The organism is Streptomyces sp. NPDC018019, assembly GCF_044327805.1.
In the GTDB taxonomy this organism is placed as follows: Bacteria; Actinomycetota; Actinomycetes; order Streptomycetales; family Streptomycetaceae; genus Streptomyces.
In genome coordinates, this window is sequence record NZ_JBIRGD010000004.1 from 259,267 (window position 1) to 283,263 (window position 23,997).

Genomic DNA, 23,997 nt, shown 5'->3' on the forward strand with positions numbered 1-23,997 from the left:
GGCCGGACCCGCTCGTTTCGGCAGTCGAACGCCCGTACTTTAGGACGGCGTTGTCCGGGTTTGTCGACGGGCGTGTAACAAGCGTTAGGAGGCGGGACGGGGGCGGGAATGGCCCGGGCATGAACCACACTTCCCCTACCTCCGGCGGGGAGTCCCCCACCCCGCTCTCCCCCCGTCCGCTGCACGACCGCTCCGGCGGCGGGCCGCGCGTACTGACGACCCGCCAGTTGCGGGAACACGGCGTCGACACGGCGGAGACCGCCGAGCGGTGCCGCCCCGGCGGCCCCTGGCAGCAGGTGCTGCCGGGCGTGCACCTGCTCCACCCCGGGCCGCCCACCAGCGAGGAGCGGCTGCACGCGGTGCTGCTCTACGCGGCGAACCGGCCGCCCGCCGTCCCCCCGCAGGGCGGCGCCGCGCCCGCCGGGGAGCCGATGATCACCGGGCTGGCGGCGCTGGCCCTGCACCGCTTCGCGTCCGCTCCCCCGCTGCTGTCCCTGGACCGGATCGAGGTCCTGGTGCCGCGCACCCGCCGGCTGCGCACCGCCGGCTTCGCGCACATCGTCCGGGCGCAGGTCATGCCGCACCCGCAGCAGATCACCGGCGTGCCGGTCGCGCCCGTCCCCCGGGCCCTGGCGGACGCCGTCGGCGGTCTCTCCGACGCCTGCACGGTCCGCCGGCTGCTGACCGAGGCGGTGCGCGGCGGCCACTGCGAAGCGACCGCGGTGGTACGGGAGTTCAGCCAGGCCCGGCTGCTGAACCAGCCGCATGTGGTGGACGCGGTGGACGCACTGCTGGCCGAGGGCCGCGCGATGGCCGAAGGCCGGCTGTACGACCTGGTGCGGGAGTACGGCCTGCCGGACCCGCTGTGGAACGTGGACCTGCGACTGCCCGGCGGCCCGCACCTGGGCGGGGTGGACGCGTACTGGCCGGACCAGGCGGTGGCCGTGGAGATCGACGCGCGGGTACCGCGCCAGGAGGAGGACGCGCTCTGGTCGCAGTACGCGCGCAAGCGGGAACACCTGGAGCGGCTGGGCATCACGGTCGTCCACATCACCCCGCGCAAACTGCGGGACTCCCCGGAGCAGCAGGCGGCGGTGATCCGTACGGCCCTGATGGCGGCGGACGACGAGGAGCCGGGCTCGTACGTGGTGGTGCTGCCACGCTGACGCCGGCCGGGGCTGTGTGCGGGCGCGCCGCTCAGCACCGCTTCAGCAGCAGTTCGGTGTTGCGGTCACCCGGGCCGCCGGCGAGATCACTGCGGGCTCCGGGGGCATTGCACGCCAGTTCGCGGTAGAGCGCCGCCAGGCCCCGCTGCGAGAGATCGCCGAAGTCCGTGCGGTACGGCGCGTCCGACTCCACGAGGGTGGTGAACAGGGACAGCGTGCCGTCGCGGTTGTCCGTCACCTCCACGACCCGGGCCAGCTGCGGGAAGTCGACGTGCGAAGCCGTGGTGACCTCCCAGAACGTGCCGTGCGGGGTGATGCGGTTGCGGTGGCTGTGGCCGTTGATCCATGCCCGCACGTTGCGGTGCCGGGCGAGCAGGGCGGCCAGTTCGGCCCCGCCGTGCCGCCGCTCGGCCGGGCGGGCCGGATCGGGCAGCGTGTTGTCCATGGACGTACTGGTGTGGTGGCTGAAGACCAGGACGTGCTCATAGCGGTGGGCCCGCAGGGTGCGGTCGAGCCAGCGCAGCTGTCCGGAGCCGACGGAACCGGTGTGGTGGCCGCCGGGGTCGGTGGTGTCGAGGCTGACGCCGACCACGTCCTCCGCGATGCGGAACGTGTAGTACAGCCGGTCCGCGTCGAGGTCGGCGGCCGTGTAGCCGTGGCCGTGCGGTCCCGGGCCGGTGTGCCGGGGGTCCAGGTGCGCGCGCAGGTAGCCGGCGCGGGTGAAGGGCACCCGGCGCTCGTCGGGAGTGACCGAACGCGCCCGTCTCCCGTGCGCCTTGAGCAGGTCGGCGAACTCCCGCCGCCCTGGGCCCGGCCCGCCGAGCACCGCCAGGTAGGCGCGGATCGCCTCGTCGGCGGGCAGCAGTTCCAGCTTGCGCCCGCCGGTGGCGATCTCGGCCAGGAACGGGTCGTCGGGGGTGCAGCAGCCGCCGGGCAGCGAGTCGTGGTTGCCGACGGTCGAGTACCAGGGCAGGTGCAGCCCGGGGCTGGTGACCGTACGGGTCGCCGCCTCCAGGAATCCGGGGACGCCGGGGAAGCCGCGCAGCTTGTCGGCGTCGCGCAGGGCGCTGTCCGGCTGCCAGTAGAGCGGGTGGCCGCTGTTCTGGACGCCTTCGTAGTGCCGGGGGTCGCCGGAGTTCGGGGTGATCCGGCCGCCGCTCAGCGCGGTCAGGAACCAGTCCAGTTCGATGCTGGAGTTGTTGTCCGTGTTGTCGCCGGTGGTCATCGCGAAGGACAGCGGCGCGCCGGTGGCGGGCCCGCCGGGCAGGCTGTTGACGCGTGCGACGAGGGAGACCGCGCCGGCCACGGACAGCGCCTCCTGCGGGCGCCAGGCACCGGCCGCCCGTACCCGCAGGTACTCATGGCGCAAAGGATTCTGCACGTCGACCAGGTGCAGATCGGTGAGCTGCGCGAAGGCGGCCAGGACGGTACGCCGGTCGTCCCGCCCGGGGTGAGCGGCGGCGAGATCGCGGCGCACGACGCGGTCCCAGCCGGGCCCCTCGGCGAGTCTGCGGTAACCGGCCGGCGCGCCGCGCGGGGTGGCCACCGAGGCGAGGGTGGTGCCCTCGGCGTAGGGCACCCGGGGAACGGGCGGCGCGACGACCGGTTCCGGGGCGACGAGGGGCGGGGCGGTTCCGCCGGGCGCGGCGGTCGGGGCGGCACCGGCCCCGTACGCCAGCGCGAGAGCGGTCGAGGCGCCGACGGCACCGGCGGCGGCGAGGAAGGCACGGCGGTCCACGAGGGGCGCGGGCGAGGCGGTGGGGGTGGGCGAGACGGTGGGGGCGGCGGACCGTGTACGGGACATGCGCAAGCTCCCTGGTACGGACGGGCGGCGGCGAGGGCAGTGCGAAACGCCCGCAACCGCCTTCTCACCAGGGAGCGTTGGCAGCCGGTATGGCCCATGGGTGAACCGCGCGGCAACGCCGGCCGCCGATCGCCGGACAGGGATCACAGCGACCGACGATGGTTACCGGCCCCCCGGGCCGGGGGCGGGCCGCGGTCACCGGAGGTTCACTTCACGGGGTAGGCGGGCGGCGGGCCCGCCCGCCCCGGTCCCGGCCGCCGGCACCGGTCGCGCGCCCCGCGTACCGCACACATGTACGCTCCCCCCTCCCCAAACACGGTCCCCTTACGTCATATTGAGCGGTCATACAGGTCCGATTTCCGGACCCTTCACTTTTGACGAGGTACGACATGACCCTCGACCCAGCACGTCCGCCCGCGCACCGGGCGAGACGCACGGCCCGGCTCGCGGCCGTCGCGGCCGTCGCCGTCGCGACCGCGGCCGGGCCCCTGCTCGCCGCCGGACCCGCGCTCGCCGCGGACGGTGACGGCGCCCGAATATCCGCCGGCACCACACCCGTACCGAAGGCCCCGCGGGCCAAGCTCGGTGCGCAGGACGCCGAACTGCTCGCCCGCGCCAAGGCCGGCGGCGCCCGGTTCGTCTCGATGATGCTCGCCACCGCACCCGGCGCCACCGAGCAGGCCGCCGCCGGCCTCGACTCCCTGAAGGGCGCCTCCGTCGGCCGTACCGACGACAAGCTCGGATACGTACGGGCCACCGTGCCCACCGCCCAGGCCGACGCCGCCATCGCGAAGCTGCAGAAGCTGTCGGACGTGCACGCCATCGACCTGCGGCAGGAGATCAAGCTGCCGGACCCGCGGCCCGGCGGGGGCAGCACCGCCAAGGGCAGGCCGCAGGCCGGGCATTACCCGGCGCCCGGCAAGGACACCCCGGCGAAGAACCCGTACCAGCCGTCCTTCGAGACCGGCGCGGTGGACTTCGTGCGCGACCACCCCGAGGCCGACGGCCGCGGCGTGACCATCGGCGTCCTCGACTCCGGCGTGGACCTGGCGCACCCCGCGCTCCAGAAGACCACCACCGGCGAGCGCAAGATCGTCGACTGGGTGACCGCGACCGACCCGATCAGCGACGGCGACCAGACCTGGCGCCCGATGACCACCGCCGTCTCCGGCCCGTCCTTCACCTACGGCGGCCGGACCTGGAAGGCGCCCGAAGGCTCCTACCGGATCAGCACCTTCGCCGAGGCCGCCACCACCGGCGGCGACATGAAGGGCGACCTGAACCGGGACGGGGACACCACCGACCGCTGGGGCGTGCTGTACGACCCGGCCGCGGGCACGGTCCGCGTGGACCTGAACGACAACGGCGACTTCACCGACGACGCGCCCATGAAGCCGTACAAGGACGGTTCCGACATCGGCTACTTCGGCACCGACAAGCCGGACACCCCGATCGCCGAGCGCATCCCGTTCACGGTGGAGATCCGCAAGGACGTCCCGATGGACCCGTACGGCGGCGACTGGGCGGGCAAGAAGGCCGACTTCGTCAACATCGGCGTCGTCGAGTCCGAGCACGGCACCCACGTCGCGGGCATCACCGCCGCGCACGGCCTGTTCGGCGGGAAGATGAACGGCGCGGCCCCCGGCGCCAAGCTGGTCTCCTCGCGCGCCTGCACCTGGAGCGGCGGCTGCACCAACATCGCGCTCACCGAGGGCATGATCGACCTCGTCACCAAGCGCGGCGTGGACATCGTCAACATGTCGGTCGGCGGCCTGCCCGCGCTCAACGACGGCAACAACGCCCGCGCCGAGCTCTACACCCGGCTGATCGACACCTACGGTGTGCAGCTGGTCATCTCCGCGGGCAACAGCGGCCCCGGCGCCAACACCATCGGCGACCCGGGCCTGGCCGACAAGGTCGTCAGCGTCGGCGCGTCCATCTCCAAGGAGACCTGGGCGGCCAACTACGGCTCGGCGGTGACGCGCACGTACGCCATGCTCCCGTTCTCCTCCCGCGGCCCGCGCGAGGACGGCGGCTTCACGCCGGTCATCACCGCGCCCGGCGCGTCCGTCAACACCATCCCCACCTGGGAGCCCGGCGGCCCCACCGCCGAAGCGGGCTACGAGCTGCCGCCCGGCTACGCCATGCTCCAGGGCACCTCGATGGCCGCCCCGCAGGCCACCGGCGCGTCGGCGCTGCTGCTGTCCGCCGCGAAGGAGCAGCACGTCGCGCTGCCGCCGGCGAAGCTGCGCACCGCGCTCACCTCCACCGCCCGGCAGATCAAGGGCTTCCAGTCGTACGAGCAGGGCTCCGGCCTGATGGACATCCGCGCCGCCTGGTCCGCGATCCGGCACGGCGCCGCCGCGCATGAGTACACGGTCCGCGCCCCGGTGAAGACGGCCCTGTCCGACTTCCTGAAGACGCCCGGCTACGGCACCGGCCTCTACGACCGCGAGGGCGGCCTGAAGGTGCGGCAGTCCCGTACGTACGAGATCACCCTCACCCGTACCACCGGCCCCGACCGTCCCCTCCGGCACGAGCTGGACCTGATCAACAACGACGGCACCTTCGACCTGCCGGACGAGGACGGCGCGGTGTGGCTGCCGCTGAACCGGCCGGTGACCATCGAGATCACCGCGAAGCCGCGGACCGCCGGCCTCCACAGCGTCACCCTGGACCTGGACGCCCCGCGCACCGAGGGCGTGGACCGCAAGATCCTCGCCACCGTGGTGGCCGCCGAGCCGCTGGCCGCGCCCACGCACACCCTCGCCAAGTCCGGCACCGCCCAGCGCAACGCCACGACCTCGTACTTCATCGCCGTCCCGAAGGGCGCCCAGGCCCTCCAGGTCGCCATGAGCGGGCTCGCCGCGGGCAGCCAGACGCGCTGGATCGCCATCACCCCGCAGGGCGTGCCGGCCGACCCGACCAGCACCCCGAACTGCTACCCCAACTACCCGAACCCGGCCAACACCTGCGCCCCGGCGCGGCGCACGTACAAGAACCCGGCGCCGGGCGTCTGGGAGATCGAGGTCGAGGCGCGGCGCACCTCACCCCTGCTGGACAACCCGTACACGGTCACCGCGACCACGCTCGGCACCACCTTCGACCCGGCCGTACGTGTGGTGCCGGAGGCCAAGGCCGGCCGCCCCGTCCCGGTGGAATGGACGGTCGGCAACGCCTTCGCCGCTTTCGAGGGCACCCTCAAGGGCGGCGAGCTGGGCTCGTCCCGCACCGAGCGCCCGACGATCAAGGAAGGCGAGTCGCAGCGGTACGAGGTCGTCGTGGGCAGCGGGGTCAGCCGCCTGGACGCCGCGATCGGCGCGCCCGCCGACGCCAAGGCCGACCTGGACCTGAGCGTCCTGCTCGGCGGCAAGGTCGTCGCCTCGTCGGCCACCGGCGGCTCGGACGAGGCGGTCGGCATCGCCGGGCCCGCGCCCGGCACGTACACCGTCGTCGTGGACGGCTACGCGATCCCCGCGGGCAGCACCGCCTACGACTACCGTGATGTGTATTACTCCGCCGCGCTCGGCTCGCTCAAGACGGACGAATCGAAACCGGTGAAGCTGGGTAGCGGAGCATCGACGCAGGTCACGGCCGAGGTATCGGTCGCGGGCCCGGCCCCCGCCGGACGCGCGTTCGCCGGCGAGGTGCGGCTGCTGAACGCCTCCGGCACGGTCACCGGCAGCGGCGGCGTGCGCATCGAAAAGGTCGTGCCGTGACGGCCTGAGATAGTGGACAGTAACGGGGCGGGTGCCCTCGAAAGCACCCGTTCCGCTGCTGTACGTACCGAACAAGGAGTGCCATGAGGATCGGAATCGTCGGAGCCACCGGTCAGGTCGGCGGCGTGATGCGGGGCATTCTCGCCGAGCGGAACTTCCCGGTGGAGCAGCTGCGACTGTTCGCCTCGGCCCGCTCCGCCGGGCGTACGCTCCCGTGGCAGGACACCGAGATCACGATCGAGGACGCGGCCACCGCGGACTACTCCGGCCTGGACATCGTGCTCTTCTCCGCGGGCGGCGCCACCTCCAAGGCGCTGGCGCCGAAGGTCGCCGACGCCGGCCCGGTCGTGATCGACAACTCCTCCGCCTGGCGCATGGACCCCGACGTCCCGCTGGTCGTCTCCGAGGTCAACCCGCAGGCGGTCTCCGAGCGCCGCAAGGGCATCATCGCCAACCCGAACTGCACGACCATGGCCGCCATGCCGGTGCTGCGCCCGCTGCACGCCGAGGCCGGGCTGACCGCGCTGGTCGTCGCCACCTACCAGGCGGTGTCCGGCAGCGGCCTGGCGGGCGTCGCGGAGCTGGACGAGCAGGTCCGCAAGGCCGTCGAGCAGGACGCGACCAAGCTCACCCACGACGGCTCGGCCGTCGACTTCCCCGAGCCGGACAAGTACGTCCGCCCGATCGCCTTCAACGTGCTGCCGATGGCCGGCTCGATCGTGGACGACGGGCTCAACGAGACCGACGAGGAGCAGAAGCTCCGCAACGAGAGCCGCAAGATCCTGGAGATCCCGGAGCTGAAGGTCTCCGGCACCTGCGTGCGCGTCCCGGTCTTCAGCGGCCACTCGCTCCAGGTCAACGCCCGCTTCGAGCGCGAGATCACCCCCGAGCGCGCCAACGAGCTGCTGGCCGGCGCCCCCGGTGTCACGCTCTCGCACATCCCCACGCCGCTCCAGGCCGCCGGCCAGGACGCGTCGTACGTGGGCCGCATCCGCAAGGACGAGACGGTCGAGCACGGCCTGGCGCTGTTCCTCTCCAACGACAACCTGCGCAAGGGCGCGGCGCTGAACGCGGTCCAGATCGCCGAGCTGGTCGCGGCGGAACTGCGCGGCTGAGACGTTTCCGCCCTGCGCCGCGGGCCCGTACGGAACTTCGCCGTACGGGCCCGCGCCGTATCCGCGCGTGGCCCTACGGCCGCCGCACCTCGAACTGGAAGCACCCGTACTCCAGGGCGCGGACGTGCACCAGCACCACGTCCGGCTGCGCGAACGCCTCCGCGAGCGCCGCGTCGAACCCGGCGTCCGCGTCCTCCGGGATCTCGAAGTACCGCCCGCCGACGATGTGCCCGTCCGCGTCGTAGCGCCGCAGCGTCCGCAGCGCGCCCGGCCGGGCGAACGGATACCCGGTCCGGCCCTCGTCCGGCCCGCCGCACTCCCCGGCGTGGATGAACACCGGCCCGCACTCGTCGTACGCCCCCGGCCGGGCCCGCCGCTCCTCGGCCCACCGCCGCAGCGGCGCGTACGAGACGAGCGCGATCCGCTCGCCTTCCCCGACGGGCCGCAGACAGCAGCGCAGCGGGCTGCCCACACTGTCCAGCCGGTCGCCCGCGGACCCGGCGGCGCAGGGCTCCATGGGCCGCCCGGAGTCGTCCGAGACCCGCAGTTCCTTGAGGGCGGCTTCGGGGATGGGGAGAGGTGTGTACGTCGTCATACGTACAGGGTGGGCGTACGGCGGGACGGTTTCCGGCGGGAATCGGACGGGGAGGTGGGGCGGGCCTACGGCAGCTTGGGCGGGTACGGCTTGAAGCGTGTGGTGTCGACCGGGAAGGAGAACGGCTCGGGGAGCGGCACCGGGTCGCCGAAGCGGTAGGGAGCCACCCGGCGGTAGCTCGTGCGGTCCGGCTCCGAGTACAGCTCGATCATGCACTCGTTGGGGTCGATGAGCAGGTAGAGCGGGATGCGGCTCATCGCGTACCAGAAGCGCTTCTTGATGTAGTCGCTGTCCCGGTCGGAGGAGACGACTTCCACGACAAGGTCGACGCGGTCGGCGGGAAGGGGATTCGGGTTGGCCCGGATCGCTTCCTCGGTGGTGACCGTGAGATCGGCCTTGGGCTCAAAACTGGAGATGTCGGAGATGAGCGCCTGCTCCGGCAGCACCATTCTCCCCTTGCTGATCATCTGCGCGGTGAGCAGAGCAACGATGTAGTTGTGGAACGGTGCTGCCGACGCCTGCATAACGATCTTTCCGTCGATGAGCTCGATCTTGAGCTGATCCAGCTCGGGGATCTTCTCCAGAAAGCGCAGCAGCTCGTGGCCTTTCTCGCCCCGCATGATGTCCTCAGCAGTGTCGTGATGCATCAGGGTCATCGCGGCGCCTCCTTCCAGCCGGAGCGTAAGGTCGGCGACCGCTCTGGAAGGCACGATATCCGTCGATGCCCTCTATCGGGTGATCCCGCGCCGCGTGGAAAGATGGCCCAAAGTCCGAAGCGAAGGAGATGAACGGGTGCCTGGCACGAATCTGACCCGCGACGAGGCGCAGCAGCGGGCGCGGCTGCTGAGTGTGGACGCGTACGAGATCGATCTGGACCTCTCCGGCGCGCAGGAGGCGGGTGAGGGCGGCACCTACCGGTCGGTGACCAGGGTGCGGTTCGACGCCGCCGAGGCGGGTGCGGAATCGTTCATCGACCTGGTGGCGCCGACCGTGCACGAGGTGGTGCTCAACGGTGAGGCGCTGGACCCGGGCACGGTGTTCCAGGACTCCCGGATCGCGCTGCCGGGGCTGCGCGCGGGCCGCAACGAGCTGACGGTCGTCGCGGACTGCGCGTACACCAACACCGGTGAGGGCCTGCACCGCTTCGTCGACCCGGTCGACCAGCAGGCGTACCTCTACACGCAGTTCGAGGTGCCGGACGCCCGCCGGGTGTTCGCCAGCTTCGAGCAGCCCGACCTGAAGGCGACGTTCACCTTCACCGTCAAGGCCCCCGAGGGCTGGAAGGTGATCTCCAACTCGCCGGCCCCGGAGCCCCGGGACAACGTGTGGCGCTTCGCGCCGACGCCGCGGATCTCCACGTACATCACCGCGCTGATCGCCGGCCCGTACCACAGCGTGCACAGCACCTGGGAGGGCGACGGCCGCTCGGTGCCGCTGGGCATCTACTGCCGTCCGTCGCTGGCCGAGCACCTCGACGCGGACGCGATCTTCGAGGTCACCCGGCAGGGCTTCGACTGGTTCGAGGAGAAGTTCGACTACGCGTACCCGTTCGCCAAGTACGACCAGCTGTTCGTGCCGGAGTTCAACGCCGGCGCGATGGAGAACGCGGGCGCGGTGACCATCCGCGACCAGTACGTCTTCCGCTCGAAGGTGACGGACGCCGCGTACGAGGCGCGTGCCGAGACCATCCTGCACGAGCTGGCGCACATGTGGTTCGGCGACCTGGTCACCATGGAGTGGTGGAATGACCTGTGGCTGAACGAGTCGTTCGCCACCTACACCTCCATCGCCTGCCAGGCGCACGCGCCGGGCAGCCGCTGGCCGCACGCCTGGACCACCTTCGCGAACTCGATGAAGACCTGGGCGTACCGGCAGGACCAGCTGCCCTCCACGCACCCGATCATGGCCGAGATCCGCGACCTGGACGACGTGCTCGTCAACTTCGACGGCATCACGTACGCCAAGGGCGCGTCCGTCCTCAAGCAGCTCGTCGCCTACGTCGGCATGGACGAGTTCTTCCAGGGCGTCCAGGCGTACTTCAAGGCGCACGCCTTCAAGAACACCCGGCTGTCCGACCTGCTCGGCGCGCTGGAGGAGACCAGCGGCCGGGACCTGAAGACCTGGTCGAAGGCGTGGCTGGAGACGGCCGGCATCAACGTCCTGCGCCCGGAGCTGACGGTCGCCGAGGACGGCACGGTCACCTCCTTCGTCGTACGCCAGGAGGCCCCGGCGCTGCCGGCCGGCGCCAAGGGCGAGCCGGTGCTGCGCCCGCACCGCATCGCGATCGGCTGCTACGACCTCAAGGACGGCAAGCTGGTCCGTACCGACCGCATCGAGCTGGACGTGGACGGCGAGCGCACCGAGGTGCCGTTCCCGGCGGACACCCGCCGCCCGGACGTCGTCCTCCTCAACGACGACGACCTGTCGTACGCGAAGGTCCGCCTGGACGAGGACTCGCTGCGCGTCGTCACCGAGCACCTGGGCGACTTCACCGAGTCGCTGCCGCGCGCGCTGTGCTGGGCCTCGGCCTGGGACATGACGCGGGACGGCGAGCTGCCCGCCCGCGAGTACCTGGAGCTGGTGCTGTCGGGCATCACCAAGGAGTCCGACATCGGCGTCGTCCAGTCGCTCCAGCGGCAGGTGAAGCTGGCGCTGGACCTGTACGCGGCCCCGGCCTGGCGGGAGACCGGTCTGGCCAAGTGGACCGAGGCGACGCTGGAGCAGCTGCGGGCCGCGGCCCCCGGCAGCGACCACCAGCTCGCCTGGGCCCGCGCGTTCGCCGTCGCGGCCCGTACCGACGCGCAGCTGGACCTGCTCCAGGGCCTGCTGGACGGTACGCAGGAGATCCCCGGCCTGGCCGTGGACACCGAGCTGCGCTGGTCGTTCGTGCAGCGGCTGGCCGCTGCCGGCCGCGCGGACGAGAAGGCCATCGAGGCCGAGCTGGAGCGCGACCGCACCTCGGCGGGCGAGCGGCACGCCGCGGCGGCGCGGGCGTCCCGCCCGACGGCCGAGGCCAAGGCGGAGGCGTGGGCCTCGGTCGTGGAGAGCGACAAGCTGCCCAACGCGGTGCAGGAGGCCGTCATCGGCGGCTTCGTCCAGACCGACCAGCGCGAGCTGCTCGCCCCGTACGCGGAGAAGTACTTCGCCGCGGTCAAGGGCGTCTGGGACGCGCGCAGCCACGAGATGGCGCAGCAGATCGCCGTCGGCCTGTACCCGGCCCTCCAGGTCTCCCAGGAGACCCTGGACGCGACGGACGCCTGGTTCGCCTCGGCCGAGCCGAGCGCGGCCCTGCGCCGCCTGGTGTCGGAGTCCCGCTCCGGCATCGAGCGCGCCCTGAAGGCCCAGCGGGCGGATGAGGCGGCGGCGTAACGGATCGCCGCATGCGCGGAAGGCGCCCCGGGCCGGTGGTCCGGGGCGCCTGTGCGTGTACGGGTACGGGCATGGTGACGCCCGGCAGACGGCGCGTCGTCGGGCTGCCGTCTGCCGGGCGGGCGGCGGGGCCGCCGGGCCCGGCTCCCCTCCGGCCGGGCCCGGGGCCGGCGGGGGTCAGCCGTTCAGTTCGTCGAAGTGGCGGACGAGTTCGGCGCGGCCCTCGTCGGTGAGGTCGCCGTGGAGGCGCATCCGGGCCACGCCGCCGTCGGGGAAGACGTCCAGCCGTACGTGTGTGGCGGTCACCGGGCGCGGGAGCGCGAAGCGGTGCGGGGTGTCGGGCTGGAGCCTGGTCTGCGGCAGGATCTCGAACCAGGACGCGTCGTCGGCCGGGTCGGCGGTCCGGGCGTCGCAGCCGTGGAGGGCCGCCCAGCCCGCCGCGTTGCCCTTCAGGTACGCGGTGTCGATCTCGACGGCGCGTATCTCGCCCTGCGCGGCGAGGCGGAACCGTACCCAGTCGTTGGTGCCGCGGACCCGGCGGCGGCGGTTCTCCCAGCCGTCGTCCATCTTGCGGGACAGGTCGGGCCGGATGATCTGCGTGGGCGAGGAGTAGAAGCGGTCCGAGGCGTCCTCGACGGCGCCGCCGTGCAGGACGGACGCCAGGTCGATGGTGCCGAGCACGTCCAGCCACGCCGGGTCGGGCACGACCTCGCCGTGCACCCGCAGCCGGGCGATGCCGCCGTCGGGGTGCTGCTTGAGGCGCAGGTGGGTGAAGCGGCGCTCGACGGTGACCGCGAAGCCGTTGGCGGCGTGGCCGCGGACCGGCGTACGCGGGACGATCTCCTCCCACTTCACGCCGGGGGCGAGCAGGTCCTCGGGGCTCGGGCTGCCGGGCAGCGCGGTGGCCTCGACGGTGATCTGCTGCGGGTAGTTGCCGCGGAAGTGGGCGGTGTCGACGATGACACCCCGGATGACGCCGGGGGCGGCGAGGCGGATCAGCGCCCAGTCGTGCTCGTCGTCGGTGGGGAAGGGGTGCGCGCCGTCGGCCCCGCGCCGCCGCCGCGTCTCCCAGCCGTCCATGATCTTGCCCTTGTGGCCGAAGCGCTCCGGGTCGAAGACCGCGGGGCCGGGCGTCAGCAGGTTCTCGCGCTCGGCGAAGAACTCGTCGTTCGCGGCGATGACGCCGGCGCCCAGGCGGCGGTCGGCGAGGTCCACGAGCGAGGTGAAGGGGAAGTCCCCGCCGCGGTAGTCCGCGTACGGGTCGCCGCCGCCGTACGGGGCGGCGTCGTTGGCGTGCGGGTCGGCGGAGGAGGCGGCGGCCGGGGTGGTGGTCATCTCTGCCTTTCGGTGCGGCGGTGACGCGAACCCTTCGACCTTCGCAGGAACGATTACTCCAGGTCTATCGAAAGTTTCTGGAGGTTACGTTCAGAGGAACTGAATGATCGGCGTGTCGGCCGAGCTAGGGTCCGGCGTCCGCTTCCGGCCACGCGGCCGGCCCCTCGGCCGCCTCCCGGAGTGCCGCCAGCACCCGCGCCAGGCCCGGCGCCCCCTCCGCCCCGCGCCGTACCGCCGCCACGACGTGCCGGCGCGGCTGGTCGGCGCGCAGCACCCGCACCGCGACCGCCGCTCCCGGCACCTCGCCGTCGCCGCGTCCCGGTCCGGACCGGCCCCGTGCCCCCGACATCGCCATCCGCGGCACCAGCGCGACCCCCATGCCCGCGCCGACCATCGCCAGGATCGCGTCCCAGTCGGCGGCGGCGTGCGCCCGTTCCGGTACAAAACCGGCGTGCTCACAGGCGGTGGTGGTGATCTGCGACCAGGGGCCGCTGCTCCCGAAGATCCACTGTTCGCCCGACAGGTCGGCCAGCCGCAGCCCGGGCTCGTCCGCCAGCGGGTGCCCGGCGGGCAGCGCCACGTCCAGCGGGTCGGCGAGCAGCGAGAGCCGGGTGAACTTCGGGTCGCGCGGCGTCGGCGCGTGCGCGGCCAGCGACAGGGCGAGGTCCACACTGCCCTCGGCGAGCAGTTCGTACGCCTCGGCCGCCTCCGCCTCCCGTACGGACACGTGGAGGCCCGGGTGCGAGCGGCGCAGGTCCCGTACGGCGGGGACCACCAGCGCGGGGATCGAGGTGGAGAACGCGCCGACCCGCACCTCGCCCGCCTCGCCCTGGAGATAGCCGAGCAACTCCGCGTCGGCGCGCTCCAGTTGCGCGAAGACGGCTTCGGCGTGCCGCAGGACGAGGTGCGCGGCGTCCGTCAGGCGCACCCGCCGGCCGTGCGCCTCCAGGAGCCGCACCCCGAGCTGCCTGGACAGCGCGGTCAGCTGCTGGGAGACCGCCGACGGCGTCAGGTGCAGTGCCTCGGCGGCAGCGGTGACCGTGCCCAGCTCGTGGAGGGTGCGCAGGATGCGCAGCTTCTTGATGTCCCAGTCGGCCATGCGGGCAGCGTACGGGCGGAACGGCGGGCGCCGCGGTGCGGCGCCGCCCCCGCGCTACCCCCGCGCCGCCCGGCGGGCATCCCGGGCGGCCAGCCGCTCGTCGAACTTGCGGGCCTGGTCGTCCAGCCCGCCCATGAACAGCCCCAGCTCCTCCTGGGCGCGCAGCCCGGCCGGGCCGAGGCCGCCGATCTCCAGGACCTTCAGGTAGCGCAGCACCGGCTGGAGCACGTCGTCGTGGTGGATGCGCAGGTTGTAGATGCCGCCGAGCGCCATCCGGGCCGCGGCGCGCTCGAAGCCGGGCATGCCGTGCCCGGGCATGCGGAAGCCGGTGACGACGTCCCGTACGGCGCACATGGTCTGGTCGGGCGCCAGCTCGAAGGCGGCGGCGAGCAGGTTCCGGTAGAAGACCATGTGCAGGTTCTCGTCGGTGGCGATGCGGGCCAGCATCCGGTCGCAGACCGGGTCGCCGGAGTGGTGGCCGGTGTTGCGGTGCGAGATGCGGGTGGCCAGTTCCTGGAAGGCGACGTACGCGACGGAGTGCAGCATGCTGTGCGCGTTGTCGGACTCGAATCCGGCCGACATGTGCGCCATGCGGAAGTTCTCCAGCTCGACCGGGTCCACGGCCCGGCTGGTGAGCAGGTAGTCGCGCATGACGATGCCGTGCCGGCCCTCCTCCGCCGTCCAGCGGTGCACCCAGGTGCCCCAGGCGCCGTCGCGCCCGAAGAGGCTGGCGATCTCATGGTGGTAGCTGGGCAGGTTGTCCTCGGTCAGCAGGTTGACCACCAGCGCGATACGGCCTATGCCGGAGACCTTCGACTGCTCGGGGGACCAGGGTTCGCCGCCCATGACGCCGTCGAAGTTCCGGCCGTCGCTCCAGGGCACGTACTCGTGCGGCATCCAGTCCTTGGCGGCCTTCAGATGCCGGTTGAGTTCCTTCTCGACGACCTCTTCGAGCGCGAACAGCAGCCGGGTGTCGCTCCACGCGGCCTGGCCGCGTTCCTGGGCGTGACGGTCGGGGGCGATGGTCACGAAGCCTCCTGGGGGACGGGGTACCTACGGCTCCGTAGGTTACGCCATCGTAGGTTAGGGCGGGGTGAAGACCGTCCACCAGACGGAATCCGGCCCTCCGGGGCCGCGGCCCCGCCCGCTCCCCCGCGCAACGCAAAAAAGGGCGCCCGCCGGTTCTCGCGAACCTGCGGGCGCCCTCGAAGAGGCGTGGAACGAGCCCTGGATCAGCCCTTGGACTGCTTGCGGGACTTGTCACCGGCCATGACCAGACCGGCGATGACCAGGAACAGGACGATGGGAGCGGCGACATAGAGGCCGAGCGTCTGGGCGACACTCAGGCCCGGACCCGGGTCGTCACCATCGTCGCGGGTGAGCGCGAACGCGGGGGACGACATCAGCAGCATCAGCGCGGTGCCGGCCGTGATGGTTCCGGCGCGCAGGGCGTTCTTCTTGACCAGATTGCTCACGAGGTCAACGTATCGGACGCCGCTCACCCTCGCGCGCCCGGGGTCGCCTAACGGCTGACCGGTGCGGTCCGGGGGCGCGCGCGGACCGTGGCGGGCCGCCCCGGAGCCGTGCCGGGCCCCTCACCACCGGCTCAGATGCGCGGTCACCGGCTTCAGGCGCGGGGCGGCGCGGGCGGCCAGGACCCGTACGCGTACGGCGTCGGCGGTCACCGGCGCGGGCAGCGCCAGGACGCGCCGGTGGCCGACGGTCGTCCCCGCGGCGATCCGCCGCCACGTCCCGCCGGTCCGCGCCTCGACGGCGAACCGTTCCACCCGCTGGCCGTGGCGCAGGTCCTCGCCGAGCCCGACCCGGTCGAATGTGACGTTCCGGTCCCGCGCGCCGGTACCCCGTCCGCCCGCCAGGAGATCGCGGCCGTACGTCTCCCGTACGGCCCGCCCGAAGGCGGTCAGCGAGGCGACGTCGGCCGCGCCGATCCGGCCGCTGCGCCCCGGCGGCACGTTGAGCAGCAGCGACGCGTTGCGGCCCACGCTCTTCTCGTACAGGTCCAGCAGCTGTGCGGGCGTCTTGGGCCGCTCCCAGGGATGGTGGAACCAGCCGGGGCGGATCGAGACGTCCGCCTCCGCCGGGTACCACTGGAGGTACCTGGTGGTGGGGGCGAGGAGCTTGGCGCGGGAGCCGATGTCGGCGTCGGTGGAGTCGTTCGGCAGGCCGCCGGAGAGCACCGACCAGGGATCGACGGCGGACGGGGTGACGCTCCACTCCGTCTCGCGCGCCACGCCCTGCTCGTTGCCGACCCAGCGCACCCCCTGCGGCCCCTGGAACACGACGGTGCGCGGCGAGAGGCGGCGGATCGTCTCGAACCACTGGCGCACGGCGTACTTCTGGGTGATCCCGGCGTCCGCCCACGGGTTCGCGCCGTCCAGCCACAGCTCCTCGACGGGGCCGTACTGGGTGAGCAGTTCGTAGACCTGGTTGAGGTAGTACGCGTCGTAGTCGTCGGCGCGGACGGTGAAGGAGGGCAGCCGGCCGTCGCGTACGGCGTCGGCGCGGTCGTCGCCGGGGACGAGGGTGGGGATGGTGCGCTCGGTGACGGGGCTGCCGTTGCCGAAGCGGCCCAGCCCGGCGGGCGCCCGGCCGCGGTCCGCCAGGGCGACCCGCTCGGGCAGGCTCAGCGGCTTCCCCTCGGCGTGCTTGCGCCGGATCTCCTCGACCCAGCGCGCGTGCCAGGCGTGCGGCAGTTCGGCGCCGTCGGACGGGGAGAGGTAGAGGCCCACCTTGAGCCCGGCCGCGCGGGCGGCCCGTACGTACGCGCCGACGATGTCCGGGCGCCCGGGGCTGGCCCGGACCGTGTGCGGCGTGTAGCGGCTGGGGTAGAGCACGAAGCCGTCGTGGTGCTTCACGGTCAGCATGACCTGCTCGGCGCCCGCCGCCTTGTACGCGCGCATCCACTGGTCCATGTCGGCGCGGGGCGGCGCGAACCACTTCGGGTCCTCGGTACCGGAGCCCCACTCCCGGCCGGTGAAGGTGTTCATGCCGAAGTGGGTGAACGCGGTGACCTCCCGCTGCTGCCAGGCGTGCTGGGCGGCGGTCGGCACCGTGTGGGCGGCCTTATCGATGATCCGGGCCGGGGTGTCGCAGGGCTCGACCGTCATCTGGGAGGCGGGGCGCACGGGGCCGTGGCAGGGGCTCGCGGCGGGCCGGTGCGCGGGGGCCGGCTGCCGTGCGCGGGCCGGCTGCCCGTCGGCGGCGGTGGCCTGGAGCGGGGCCAGTGGGGCGAGGGCGGTGGCGGCGGTGAGCGCGAGAACGGTACGGAGGCGGGCGCGCGGCCGGCGTCCTGCCATGGTTCCCTCCAACTCCCCGACCGGGAGGGGTCGGATCTCTTGGATGGCGTCCACGGCATGGTGCCGTACGGCCGGACGGACCGGAAGACCGGTGGAGACGATCGACCGGTAACCGCACAGCCCCGGCCAGGGCCCCAACTAGCATGGCATCACGCGCAGTTCGCGCATCAGCGCATGCAGCCGGGGGGACGCGGCGATCTCCTCCAGGGACAGCGGACGCCCTTCCGGACCGGCGATCGGCAGGCGCCAGTTGGGGTATTCATCCGATGTACCCGGGAGGTTCTGCGGACGCCGGTCGCCCACCGCGTCCGGCAGCCACACCCCGACCATTCGGGCCGGGGTACGCAGCAGGTAGCGGTGCAGCGCTTTGACCGCGGCCTCCTCGTCGCCCCGCCCCTCCGGCAGCAGCCCCAGCCGGCTCAGCACCGCCAGCCACTCGCCGACCTCGACCGCCTCCGCCGCCCGCTCCTCCTGGAGGGGGCGGTCCAGCAGTCCCAGGCGGTGGCGGAGTTCGGCGTGCTGTCCGGTCAGCCGGGCCGCCGTACTGGGCAGGTCGTGCGTGGTGACGGTGGCCAGACAGCCGGCCCGCCAGTCCCCGGGCGGCAGCGGCCGGGCGGGCTCCTTCGCGTAGTCGCGCTCGAACCACAGCACGGACGTCCCCAGCACCCCGCGCTCGGCCAGCTCCGTACGCACCACCGGCTCGACCGTCCCCAGGTCCTCGCCGATGACGGCGGCGCCCGCGCGGTGCGCCTCCAGGGCCAGGACGGAGAGCATCGCCTCGGCGTCGTACCGCACGTACGCGCCCTCCGTCGGCGGGCGGCCCTCGGGCACCCACCACAGCCGGAACAGGCCCATGACGTGGTCGATGCGCAGCCCGCCGGCGTGCCGCAGCATGCCCCGCAGCAGGTCCCGGTACGGGGCGTAGCCCTGGGCGGCCAGCGCGTCCGGCCGCCAGGGCGGCAGGCCCCAGTCCTGGCCGCGCGAGTTGAAGGCGTCGGGCGGCGCGCCGACGGACATCCCGGCCGCGAAGGCGTCCTGCCGGGCCCAGGTGTCGGAACCGGAGGGGTGGACGCCGACGGCCAGGTCGTGCACCAGCCCGAGGCCCATCCCGGCCTCGCGGGCGGCCCGCTGCGCGGCGGCGAGCTGCTGGTCGGTGAACCACGCGAGCCGGCTGTGGAAGTCGATCCGGTCCAGCAGACAGCCGCGCATCCGGGCCGTACGGGCGGACCGCGGGTCGTCCAGACCGGCCGGCCAGCCGCGCCAGTCGGGCCCGTAGCGCTCGGCCAGCGCGCACCAGGTGGCGTGGTCCTCCAGGCTCGTGCCCTGCTCGGCGAGGAAGTCGCCGTACGCGGCGCGCCGGCCGGGGCTCAGCGGCACCTTCCAGATCAGCTCCAGCGCTTCCTTCTTCAGCTCCCACACGGCGTCCCGGTCGATCAGCGCGCCCTCGCGGAGCACGCCTTCGCGCAGCTTCCGGGCGCGGACGAGCAGCGCGTCGATCCGGCCGCGGGCGGCGCCGTCGAGGTGGGCGAACTCGGGGATGGCCTCGATCCGCAGGTGGACGGGGTCGGGGAAGCGGCGGGAGGAGGGGCGGTACGGGGAGGGGTCGGTGGGCGCTCCGGGGACGGCCGCGTGCAACGGGTTGATCTGTAGGAAGCCGGTGCCGAGCGCGCGCCCGGACCAGGCGGCCAGGTCGGCGAGGTCGCCCAGGTCCCCCATGCCCCAGGACCGGCCGGAGAGCAGCGAGTAGAGCTGCACCATGAAGCCGTGGGTGCGGCCGGGGGGCGCGGGCATGCGGTCGGGGGCGACGATCAGGTGCGCGCGGGCGGAGCGGCCGTCGGGGGTGTGGGCCCGCAGGGTGTGGACGCCCAGGGGGAGGCGGCCCACGTGGCCGTCGGGCCCGCGGGCGCGGATCCGGCCCTGGTCGCGGCCGGGGTTCGGCGTCCGGGCACCGGCGCGGTCCGGGCTCCGGCCGGAGGGCTCGTACGCGTACTCCGTACGACCGCCGGGGTCCGGTCCCCAGTCCAGCATCTCGCCCGACTCGGTCTCCACCCGCAGGGCGGTGCCCGCGGGCAGCCGGGACAGCTTCGGGGTGTGTCCCGGGCGCACCACGACGGTGGGCGGGAGCAGGGCGCGCGCGGCGCCGTGCTCGTGGTCCTCCAGCGCGGCGCGGACGGACTGCGGCGTCGAGGCGTCGACCCCGAGCGCGGCGAGAACGGCGACGACGGTGTCGTCACCGACGTGGACGGTGCGGCCCGGCGCGGGCTCGTAGGACGTGCACACGCCGTGCAGACCGGCGAGCCGCGGTCGGCCCATCAGACCTCCATGGGCTCCGTGCCCAGGCCGGCCGCGGTGGGCTCGCTGGTCAGCGGCAGCTCGGCGGCGATCGGGGACTCGCTGGTGAGCGGGGCGGCGTCGGCGAGCGGGGGCTCGCTGGTCAGGGGCGGTTCACAGAAGCAGAGCGAGCCGGAGCCGTCCAGGCCGGAGTCGGGGCCGGACACCCCGTCGAACAGATCCGGCTCGGCGGGTTTCTCCGGCCGGGATTTCCGCGGTCCGGCGGGTTCACCGCGCTGTGCGGGGTACTCGGGGGCGGCGGACAGTGCGTCGAGGAGGAGCTGAGCGGACGCGGCCACGGAGGGCCTCCCGTTCGTCGGTAGTGGGACACGACCTGCCCTACCCAGTCCGGGCGGTCGCAGACGTACCCATTCAATCAACGTGGCCCAGGTCACACATCCCTCGTGCAGGCGATTCGCCGGTGGCGGACGGGTGGCGGCGCAGGGATGCCCCTCGGACGGGCGTTCCGGAGGAAGTCCTTCGGGGTGGCCGCGCGGCTTCCACCGGCCCGCGCGGCACACCGTACGGAACCCTTCACTCCGCCTCGACGCGCCGCGACACGCCGGTCACACAGGGCAAACCCGGCACTTCACCTCCTGCCGTTGACACCCTCACCGCCACAGTGGTGGGCTCACTGCCGAAGGCTTGTCCGGCGGGGTTCCACGGGGTGGCAGGGCCCCGTCGCGGCAGTCGGCTCAGGGGCGCGCGGCCGCGGGGCGGCCGGGCAGCGGCCGGCCGGTGCGGACACCGGTCGACCGGTGAGAAGGACGACGGGGACTGAGGAGAGACCGTGCGAGTCCGGAGCGGCGTTCGGGGCGTCGGAAAGGTCGGCAGGCAGGGCGAGGGGGGCGGCGCGGTGCGCCCGGACGGGGCCGGGGACGACGGCACGCGCGCGCCCGTGACGCCGTACCTGAACGGCCCCACCAGCATCGGTACCGGCAGCATCGGCCGCTTCGCCTCCGTACGGGCCGGGGCCCGGGCACGCGTCGCCGGGGCCACCGCCCTGGCCGCCGCCGTCATCGGCGGACTGCTCGGCGGCACCGCACCCGCCCACGCGGCGCCCGCCGACCCGGCCCTCGGCACCCCTGACCTGCCCGGACAGGCCGACGGTTCCGGCCGGACCGCGTCCGCCGGGCAGCCGCCCGCCGTGTGGCCGCGCCCGCAGTCGATGCGGGCGGGCGGCACTCCCGTACGGCTGGGTGACGAGGCCGCCGTCGTCGCCGCGCCGGAGTCCGATCCGTACGCCCTGGAGGCGCTGCGCGCCCTGCTGCGTGACGCCGGGGCCCGTACCGTCCACGACGTCGCCCCGGGGCGGACGCCGCCCGGCAAGGGCCCGGTCTTCCGGGTCGGCGGCCCGGAGGCCGAGTCCGCGCTGCGCGCCCTGCGCGCGCCCGCCCGCGGTGACCTGCCGTCCGGCGGCTACCGCCTGGCGGTCGGCGAGGCCGCGGGCCGGGACACCGTCGCCCTGGACGGCGTCGGCCCGGACGGCCTCTTCCACGCCGTGCAGACCCTGCGGCAGCTCGTCGTGGAACGCTCCGAGGGCTCCGAGAGCTCCGGTGACAAGAAGGGCGGCGGCAAGGAGCTGGCCCCGGTGGTCGTACGCGACTGGCCCGGCACCGCCGTCCGCGGCATGACCGAGGGCTTCTTCGGCCAGCCCTGGACCGCGCAGCAGCGCCTGGACCAGCTCGACTTCATGGGCCGTACGAAGCAGAACCGCTACCTCTACGCGCCCGGCGACGACCCGTACCGCCAGTTCCGGTGGCGCGAGCCCTACCCCGCCGCGCAGCGCGAGGAATTCCGGGCGCTGGCCGAACGGGCCCGCGCCAACCACGTGACGCTGGCCTGGGCCGTCTCCCCCGGCCAGGCCATGTGCATGTCCTCCGAGGACGACCTGAGGGCGCTGCGCCGCAAGGTGGACGCGATGTGGGCGCTGGGCGTGCGCGCCTTCCAGCTCCAGTTCCAGGACGTCAGCTACAGCGAGTGGCACTGCGACGCGGACGCCGACGCCTTCGGCTCCGGCCCGGAGGCCGCCGCCAGGGCGCACGCGAAGGTGGCGGGCGCGCTCGCCGAGCACCTCGCCGGGAAGTACCCCGGAGCGGTGCCGCTCTCGCTCATGCCGACCGAGTACTACCAGGACGGCTCGACCGCCTACCGGGAGGCGCTCGCCGCCGCCCTGCCGGACCGGGTCGAGGTCGCGTGGACCGGCGTCGGCGTCGTCCCCCGTACCATCACCGGCGCCGAACTGGCCGAGGCACGCGAGGTGTTCGGCCACCCGCTGGTCACGATGGACAACTACCCGGTCAACGACTACGCGCAGGACCGTATCTTCCTCGGCCCCTACACCGGCCGCGAACCCGGCGTCGCCACCGGCTCCCACGCGCTGCTGGCCAACGCGATGGCCCAGCCCACGGCGTCCCGCATCGCGCTGTTCACGGCCGCCGACTTCGCCTGGAACCCGCGCGGCTACCGGCCCGGCGCGTCCTGGCAGGCCGCCATCGACGACCTGTCCGGCGGCGACGCCGGCTCCCGCGCCGCCCTGCACGCCCTGGCCGGCAACGACGCCTCCTCGGTCCTCGGCACCGACGAGTCCGCGTATCTGAAGCCGCTGATCGAGACGTTCTGGAAGGCCCGCGCCGCCGCCATCAACACCGGCGACCGGGACGACGACGAGCGCTACACCAAGGCCGCCGCCCGGCTGCGGGCCGCCTTCCACACGATGAGCGGCGCCCCGGAGCGGCTCACCCCCGACCTCGCCGACGAAGTACGGCCCTGGGCCCGGCAGTTGGCCCGGTACGGCTCGGCGGGTGAGCGCGCCGTGGACATGCTGGTGGCGCAGGCCCGCGGGGACGGCGCCGCGGCCTGGTCCGCGCAGCGCGCCGTGCAGGATCTGCGCAAGAAGATCAACAAGAGTCCGGTCACGGTCGGAAAGGGCGTTCTCGGGCCTTTCCTCGACCGCGCGATGACCGAGTCCGATGCCTGGACCGGTGCCCGCTCCGACACCCCGCGGCCCGACGAGGGCGCCGGCCCCACGTCCCTGTCGGTCCCCTTCGGCCGCCCCCGCCCGCTGACCGCGGTCACCGCGCTCACCGAGCCGAGCCCGTCCTCGGCCGCGGTCTCCGTGGAGGCACACGTCCCCGGCGAGGGCTGGCGCCGCCTCGGCGGCCTGTCCCCCACCGGCTGGACGCAGACCGAGGCGCGCGGGCTGAAGGCCGACGCGGTCCGGCTCGCCTGGAAGGACGGCACCACCGCGCCGTCCGTGCACTCCTTCACCCCGTGGTTCGCCGACACCCCGGCGGCGGGCCTGGAGCTCTCCCGGGACACCGTCGACGCCGACACCGGCGGCACCGTCTCCGTGGACGCCCGGATCTTCTCCCGCCGCCCCGCCGACGTGGAGGGCAAGCTCACCGCCCGGGCCCCCAAGGGCTTCACCGTACGGGCGCCGGAGCACGTCACGGCCCCGCGCGGCGGCACCGCCACCGCCCGTATCGAGATCACCGTTCCCGAGGACGCCCGCTCCGGCACGTACGCGATCCCGGTGACCTACGGCGACCAGAAGCGGACGCTGACCGTCCGGACCTTTCCGCCCACCGCCGGGCCCGACCTCGCCCGCGGCGCCACCGCCACCTCGTCCGGCGACGAGACCCCCGATTTCCCGGCCGCCGCCGCCACCGACGGCGACCCCGAGACCCGCTGGTCCTCCCCCGCCCAGGACGACGCCTGGCTGCAGCTCGAACTGCCGCGCCCGGTCCGCCTCGGCCGCCTCGTCCTCACCTGGCAGGAGGCCCACGCCGCCGCCTACCGCGTACAGGTCTCCGCGGACGGCGTCACCTGGCGCACGGCCGCCACCGTCCGCGACGGAAAGGGCGGCCGCGAAACCGTCCGCATGGACGCCAAGGACACCCGCTTCGTCCGCATCCAGGGCGACAAGCGCGCGACCCGCTTCGGTTACTCGCTGTGGAGCGTGGAGGCGTACGCGGTGAAGGGGCCGGACCGGCCGGCGCCGGACCCGGCCCGGCCGCCGGGCGCTTCCCACCCGGGCACGCAGCACCGGCCGGAGGCCGCGGAGAAGGCGCCCGGCACGCCGGCGGGCGGCGCGGCAGGGGCCGCCGGCACGGGGTGAACGCCCGCGTCCCGGGCGGCGCCCGCC

Annotated in this window: 15 protein-coding genes; 5 read left to right on the forward strand and 10 right to left on the reverse strand. The window is 73.7% G+C overall.

Going from position 1 to position 23,997, the window contains the following annotated elements; all coding sequences use genetic code 11:
- The first annotated feature begins 119 nt into the window (after positions 1-119).
- Positions 120-1,166: a hypothetical protein gene (locus tag ACH4FX_RS09510; RefSeq protein ID WP_398476845.1), complete on the forward strand. Its 1,047-nt coding sequence runs from the start codon at positions 120-122 to the stop codon at positions 1,164-1,166.
- 31 nt (positions 1,167-1,197) lie between these two features.
- Here ACH4FX_RS09510 and ACH4FX_RS09515 read toward each other — a convergent pair whose 3' ends face one another.
- Positions 1,198-2,970: a TIGR03767 family metallophosphoesterase gene (locus ACH4FX_RS09515; protein WP_398476846.1), complete on the reverse strand. Its 1,773-nt coding sequence runs from the start codon at positions 2,968-2,970 to the stop codon at positions 1,198-1,200.
- A gap of 389 nt (positions 2,971-3,359) precedes the next feature.
- On the opposite strand from ACH4FX_RS09515, the gene ACH4FX_RS09520 reads away from it, so the two are divergent.
- Together ACH4FX_RS09520 and ACH4FX_RS09525 are read left to right on the forward strand one after the other, a co-directional pair.
- Positions 3,360-6,689 (forward strand): S8 family serine peptidase, encoded by a 3,330-nt coding sequence (locus ACH4FX_RS09520; protein ID WP_398476847.1) that lies wholly within the window; start codon positions 3,360-3,362, stop codon positions 6,687-6,689.
- A gap of 83 nt (positions 6,690-6,772) precedes the next feature.
- Entirely contained in the window at positions 6,773-7,804 is a 1,032-nt protein-coding gene (locus ACH4FX_RS09525) for an aspartate-semialdehyde dehydrogenase (RefSeq protein ID WP_398476849.1), read from the forward strand.
- A gap of 73 nt (positions 7,805-7,877) precedes the next feature.
- Here the strand turns inward: ACH4FX_RS09525 and ACH4FX_RS09530 are convergent, their stop codons facing one another.
- Together ACH4FX_RS09530 and ACH4FX_RS09535 are read right to left on the reverse strand one after the other, a co-directional pair.
- Positions 7,878-8,399 carry a DUF1203 domain-containing protein gene (locus tag ACH4FX_RS09530; protein ID WP_398476851.1) on the reverse strand — a complete coding sequence of 174 codons (522 nt, stop codon included), beginning with the start codon at positions 8,397-8,399 and terminating at the stop codon, positions 7,878-7,880.
- Between the two features lie 65 nt (positions 8,400-8,464).
- Complete coding sequence (locus tag ACH4FX_RS09535; RefSeq protein WP_398476853.1) at positions 8,465-9,055, reverse strand: Uma2 family endonuclease; 591 nt, start codon at positions 9,053-9,055, stop codon at positions 8,465-8,467.
- 136 nt (positions 9,056-9,191) lie between these two features.
- Here ACH4FX_RS09535 and pepN point away from each other — a divergent pair, with 136 nt between their 5' ends.
- On the forward strand, positions 9,192-11,768 hold the full coding sequence (gene pepN, locus ACH4FX_RS09540; protein ID WP_398476855.1) for an aminopeptidase N: 2,577 nt from the start codon (positions 9,192-9,194) through the stop codon (positions 11,766-11,768).
- Positions 11,769-11,945: 177 nt separating this feature from the next.
- On the opposite strand, the gene alc is transcribed toward pepN, so the two are convergent.
- The 7 genes from alc to ACH4FX_RS09575 all read right to left on the reverse strand — a co-directional run bounded on the left by alc (position 11,946) and on the right by ACH4FX_RS09575 (position 20,149).
- Complete coding sequence (gene alc / locus ACH4FX_RS09545) at positions 11,946-13,103, reverse strand: allantoicase (RefSeq protein ID WP_398476857.1); 1,158 nt, start codon at positions 13,101-13,103, stop codon at positions 11,946-11,948.
- A 124-nt stretch (positions 13,104-13,227) separates the two neighbouring features.
- Entirely contained in the window at positions 13,228-14,202 is a 975-nt protein-coding gene (locus ACH4FX_RS09550) for a LysR family transcriptional regulator (RefSeq protein WP_398476859.1), read from the reverse strand.
- 54 nt (positions 14,203-14,256) lie between these two features.
- Positions 14,257-15,231: an acyl-ACP desaturase gene (locus tag ACH4FX_RS09555; RefSeq protein ID WP_398476861.1), complete on the reverse strand. Its 975-nt coding sequence runs from the start codon at positions 15,229-15,231 to the stop codon at positions 14,257-14,259.
- A gap of 203 nt (positions 15,232-15,434) precedes the next feature.
- Positions 15,435-15,677, reverse strand: a complete 243-nt coding sequence (locus ACH4FX_RS09560; RefSeq protein ID WP_398476863.1) for a hypothetical protein — start codon at positions 15,675-15,677, stop codon at positions 15,435-15,437.
- A 120-nt stretch (positions 15,678-15,797) separates the two neighbouring features.
- Entirely contained in the window at positions 15,798-17,519 is a 1,722-nt protein-coding gene (locus ACH4FX_RS09565; RefSeq protein WP_398476865.1) for an alpha-L-fucosidase, read from the reverse strand.
- Between the two features lie 138 nt (positions 17,520-17,657).
- Positions 17,658-19,832, reverse strand: a complete 2,175-nt coding sequence (gene malQ / locus ACH4FX_RS09570; RefSeq protein ID WP_398476867.1) for a 4-alpha-glucanotransferase — start codon at positions 19,830-19,832, stop codon at positions 17,658-17,660.
- Entirely contained in the window at positions 19,832-20,149 is a 318-nt protein-coding gene (locus ACH4FX_RS09575) for a hypothetical protein (protein WP_398476868.1), read from the reverse strand. The genes malQ and ACH4FX_RS09575 overlap by 1 nt, the downstream gene beginning before the upstream one ends.
- A gap of 644 nt (positions 20,150-20,793) precedes the next feature.
- On the opposite strand from ACH4FX_RS09575, the gene ACH4FX_RS09580 reads away from it, so the two are divergent.
- Positions 20,794-23,970, forward strand: coding sequence for a beta-N-acetylglucosaminidase domain-containing protein (locus ACH4FX_RS09580; protein WP_398477054.1), 3,177 nt, complete (start codon positions 20,794-20,796; stop codon positions 23,968-23,970).
- The last annotated feature ends 27 nt before the right edge of the window (positions 23,971-23,997 follow it).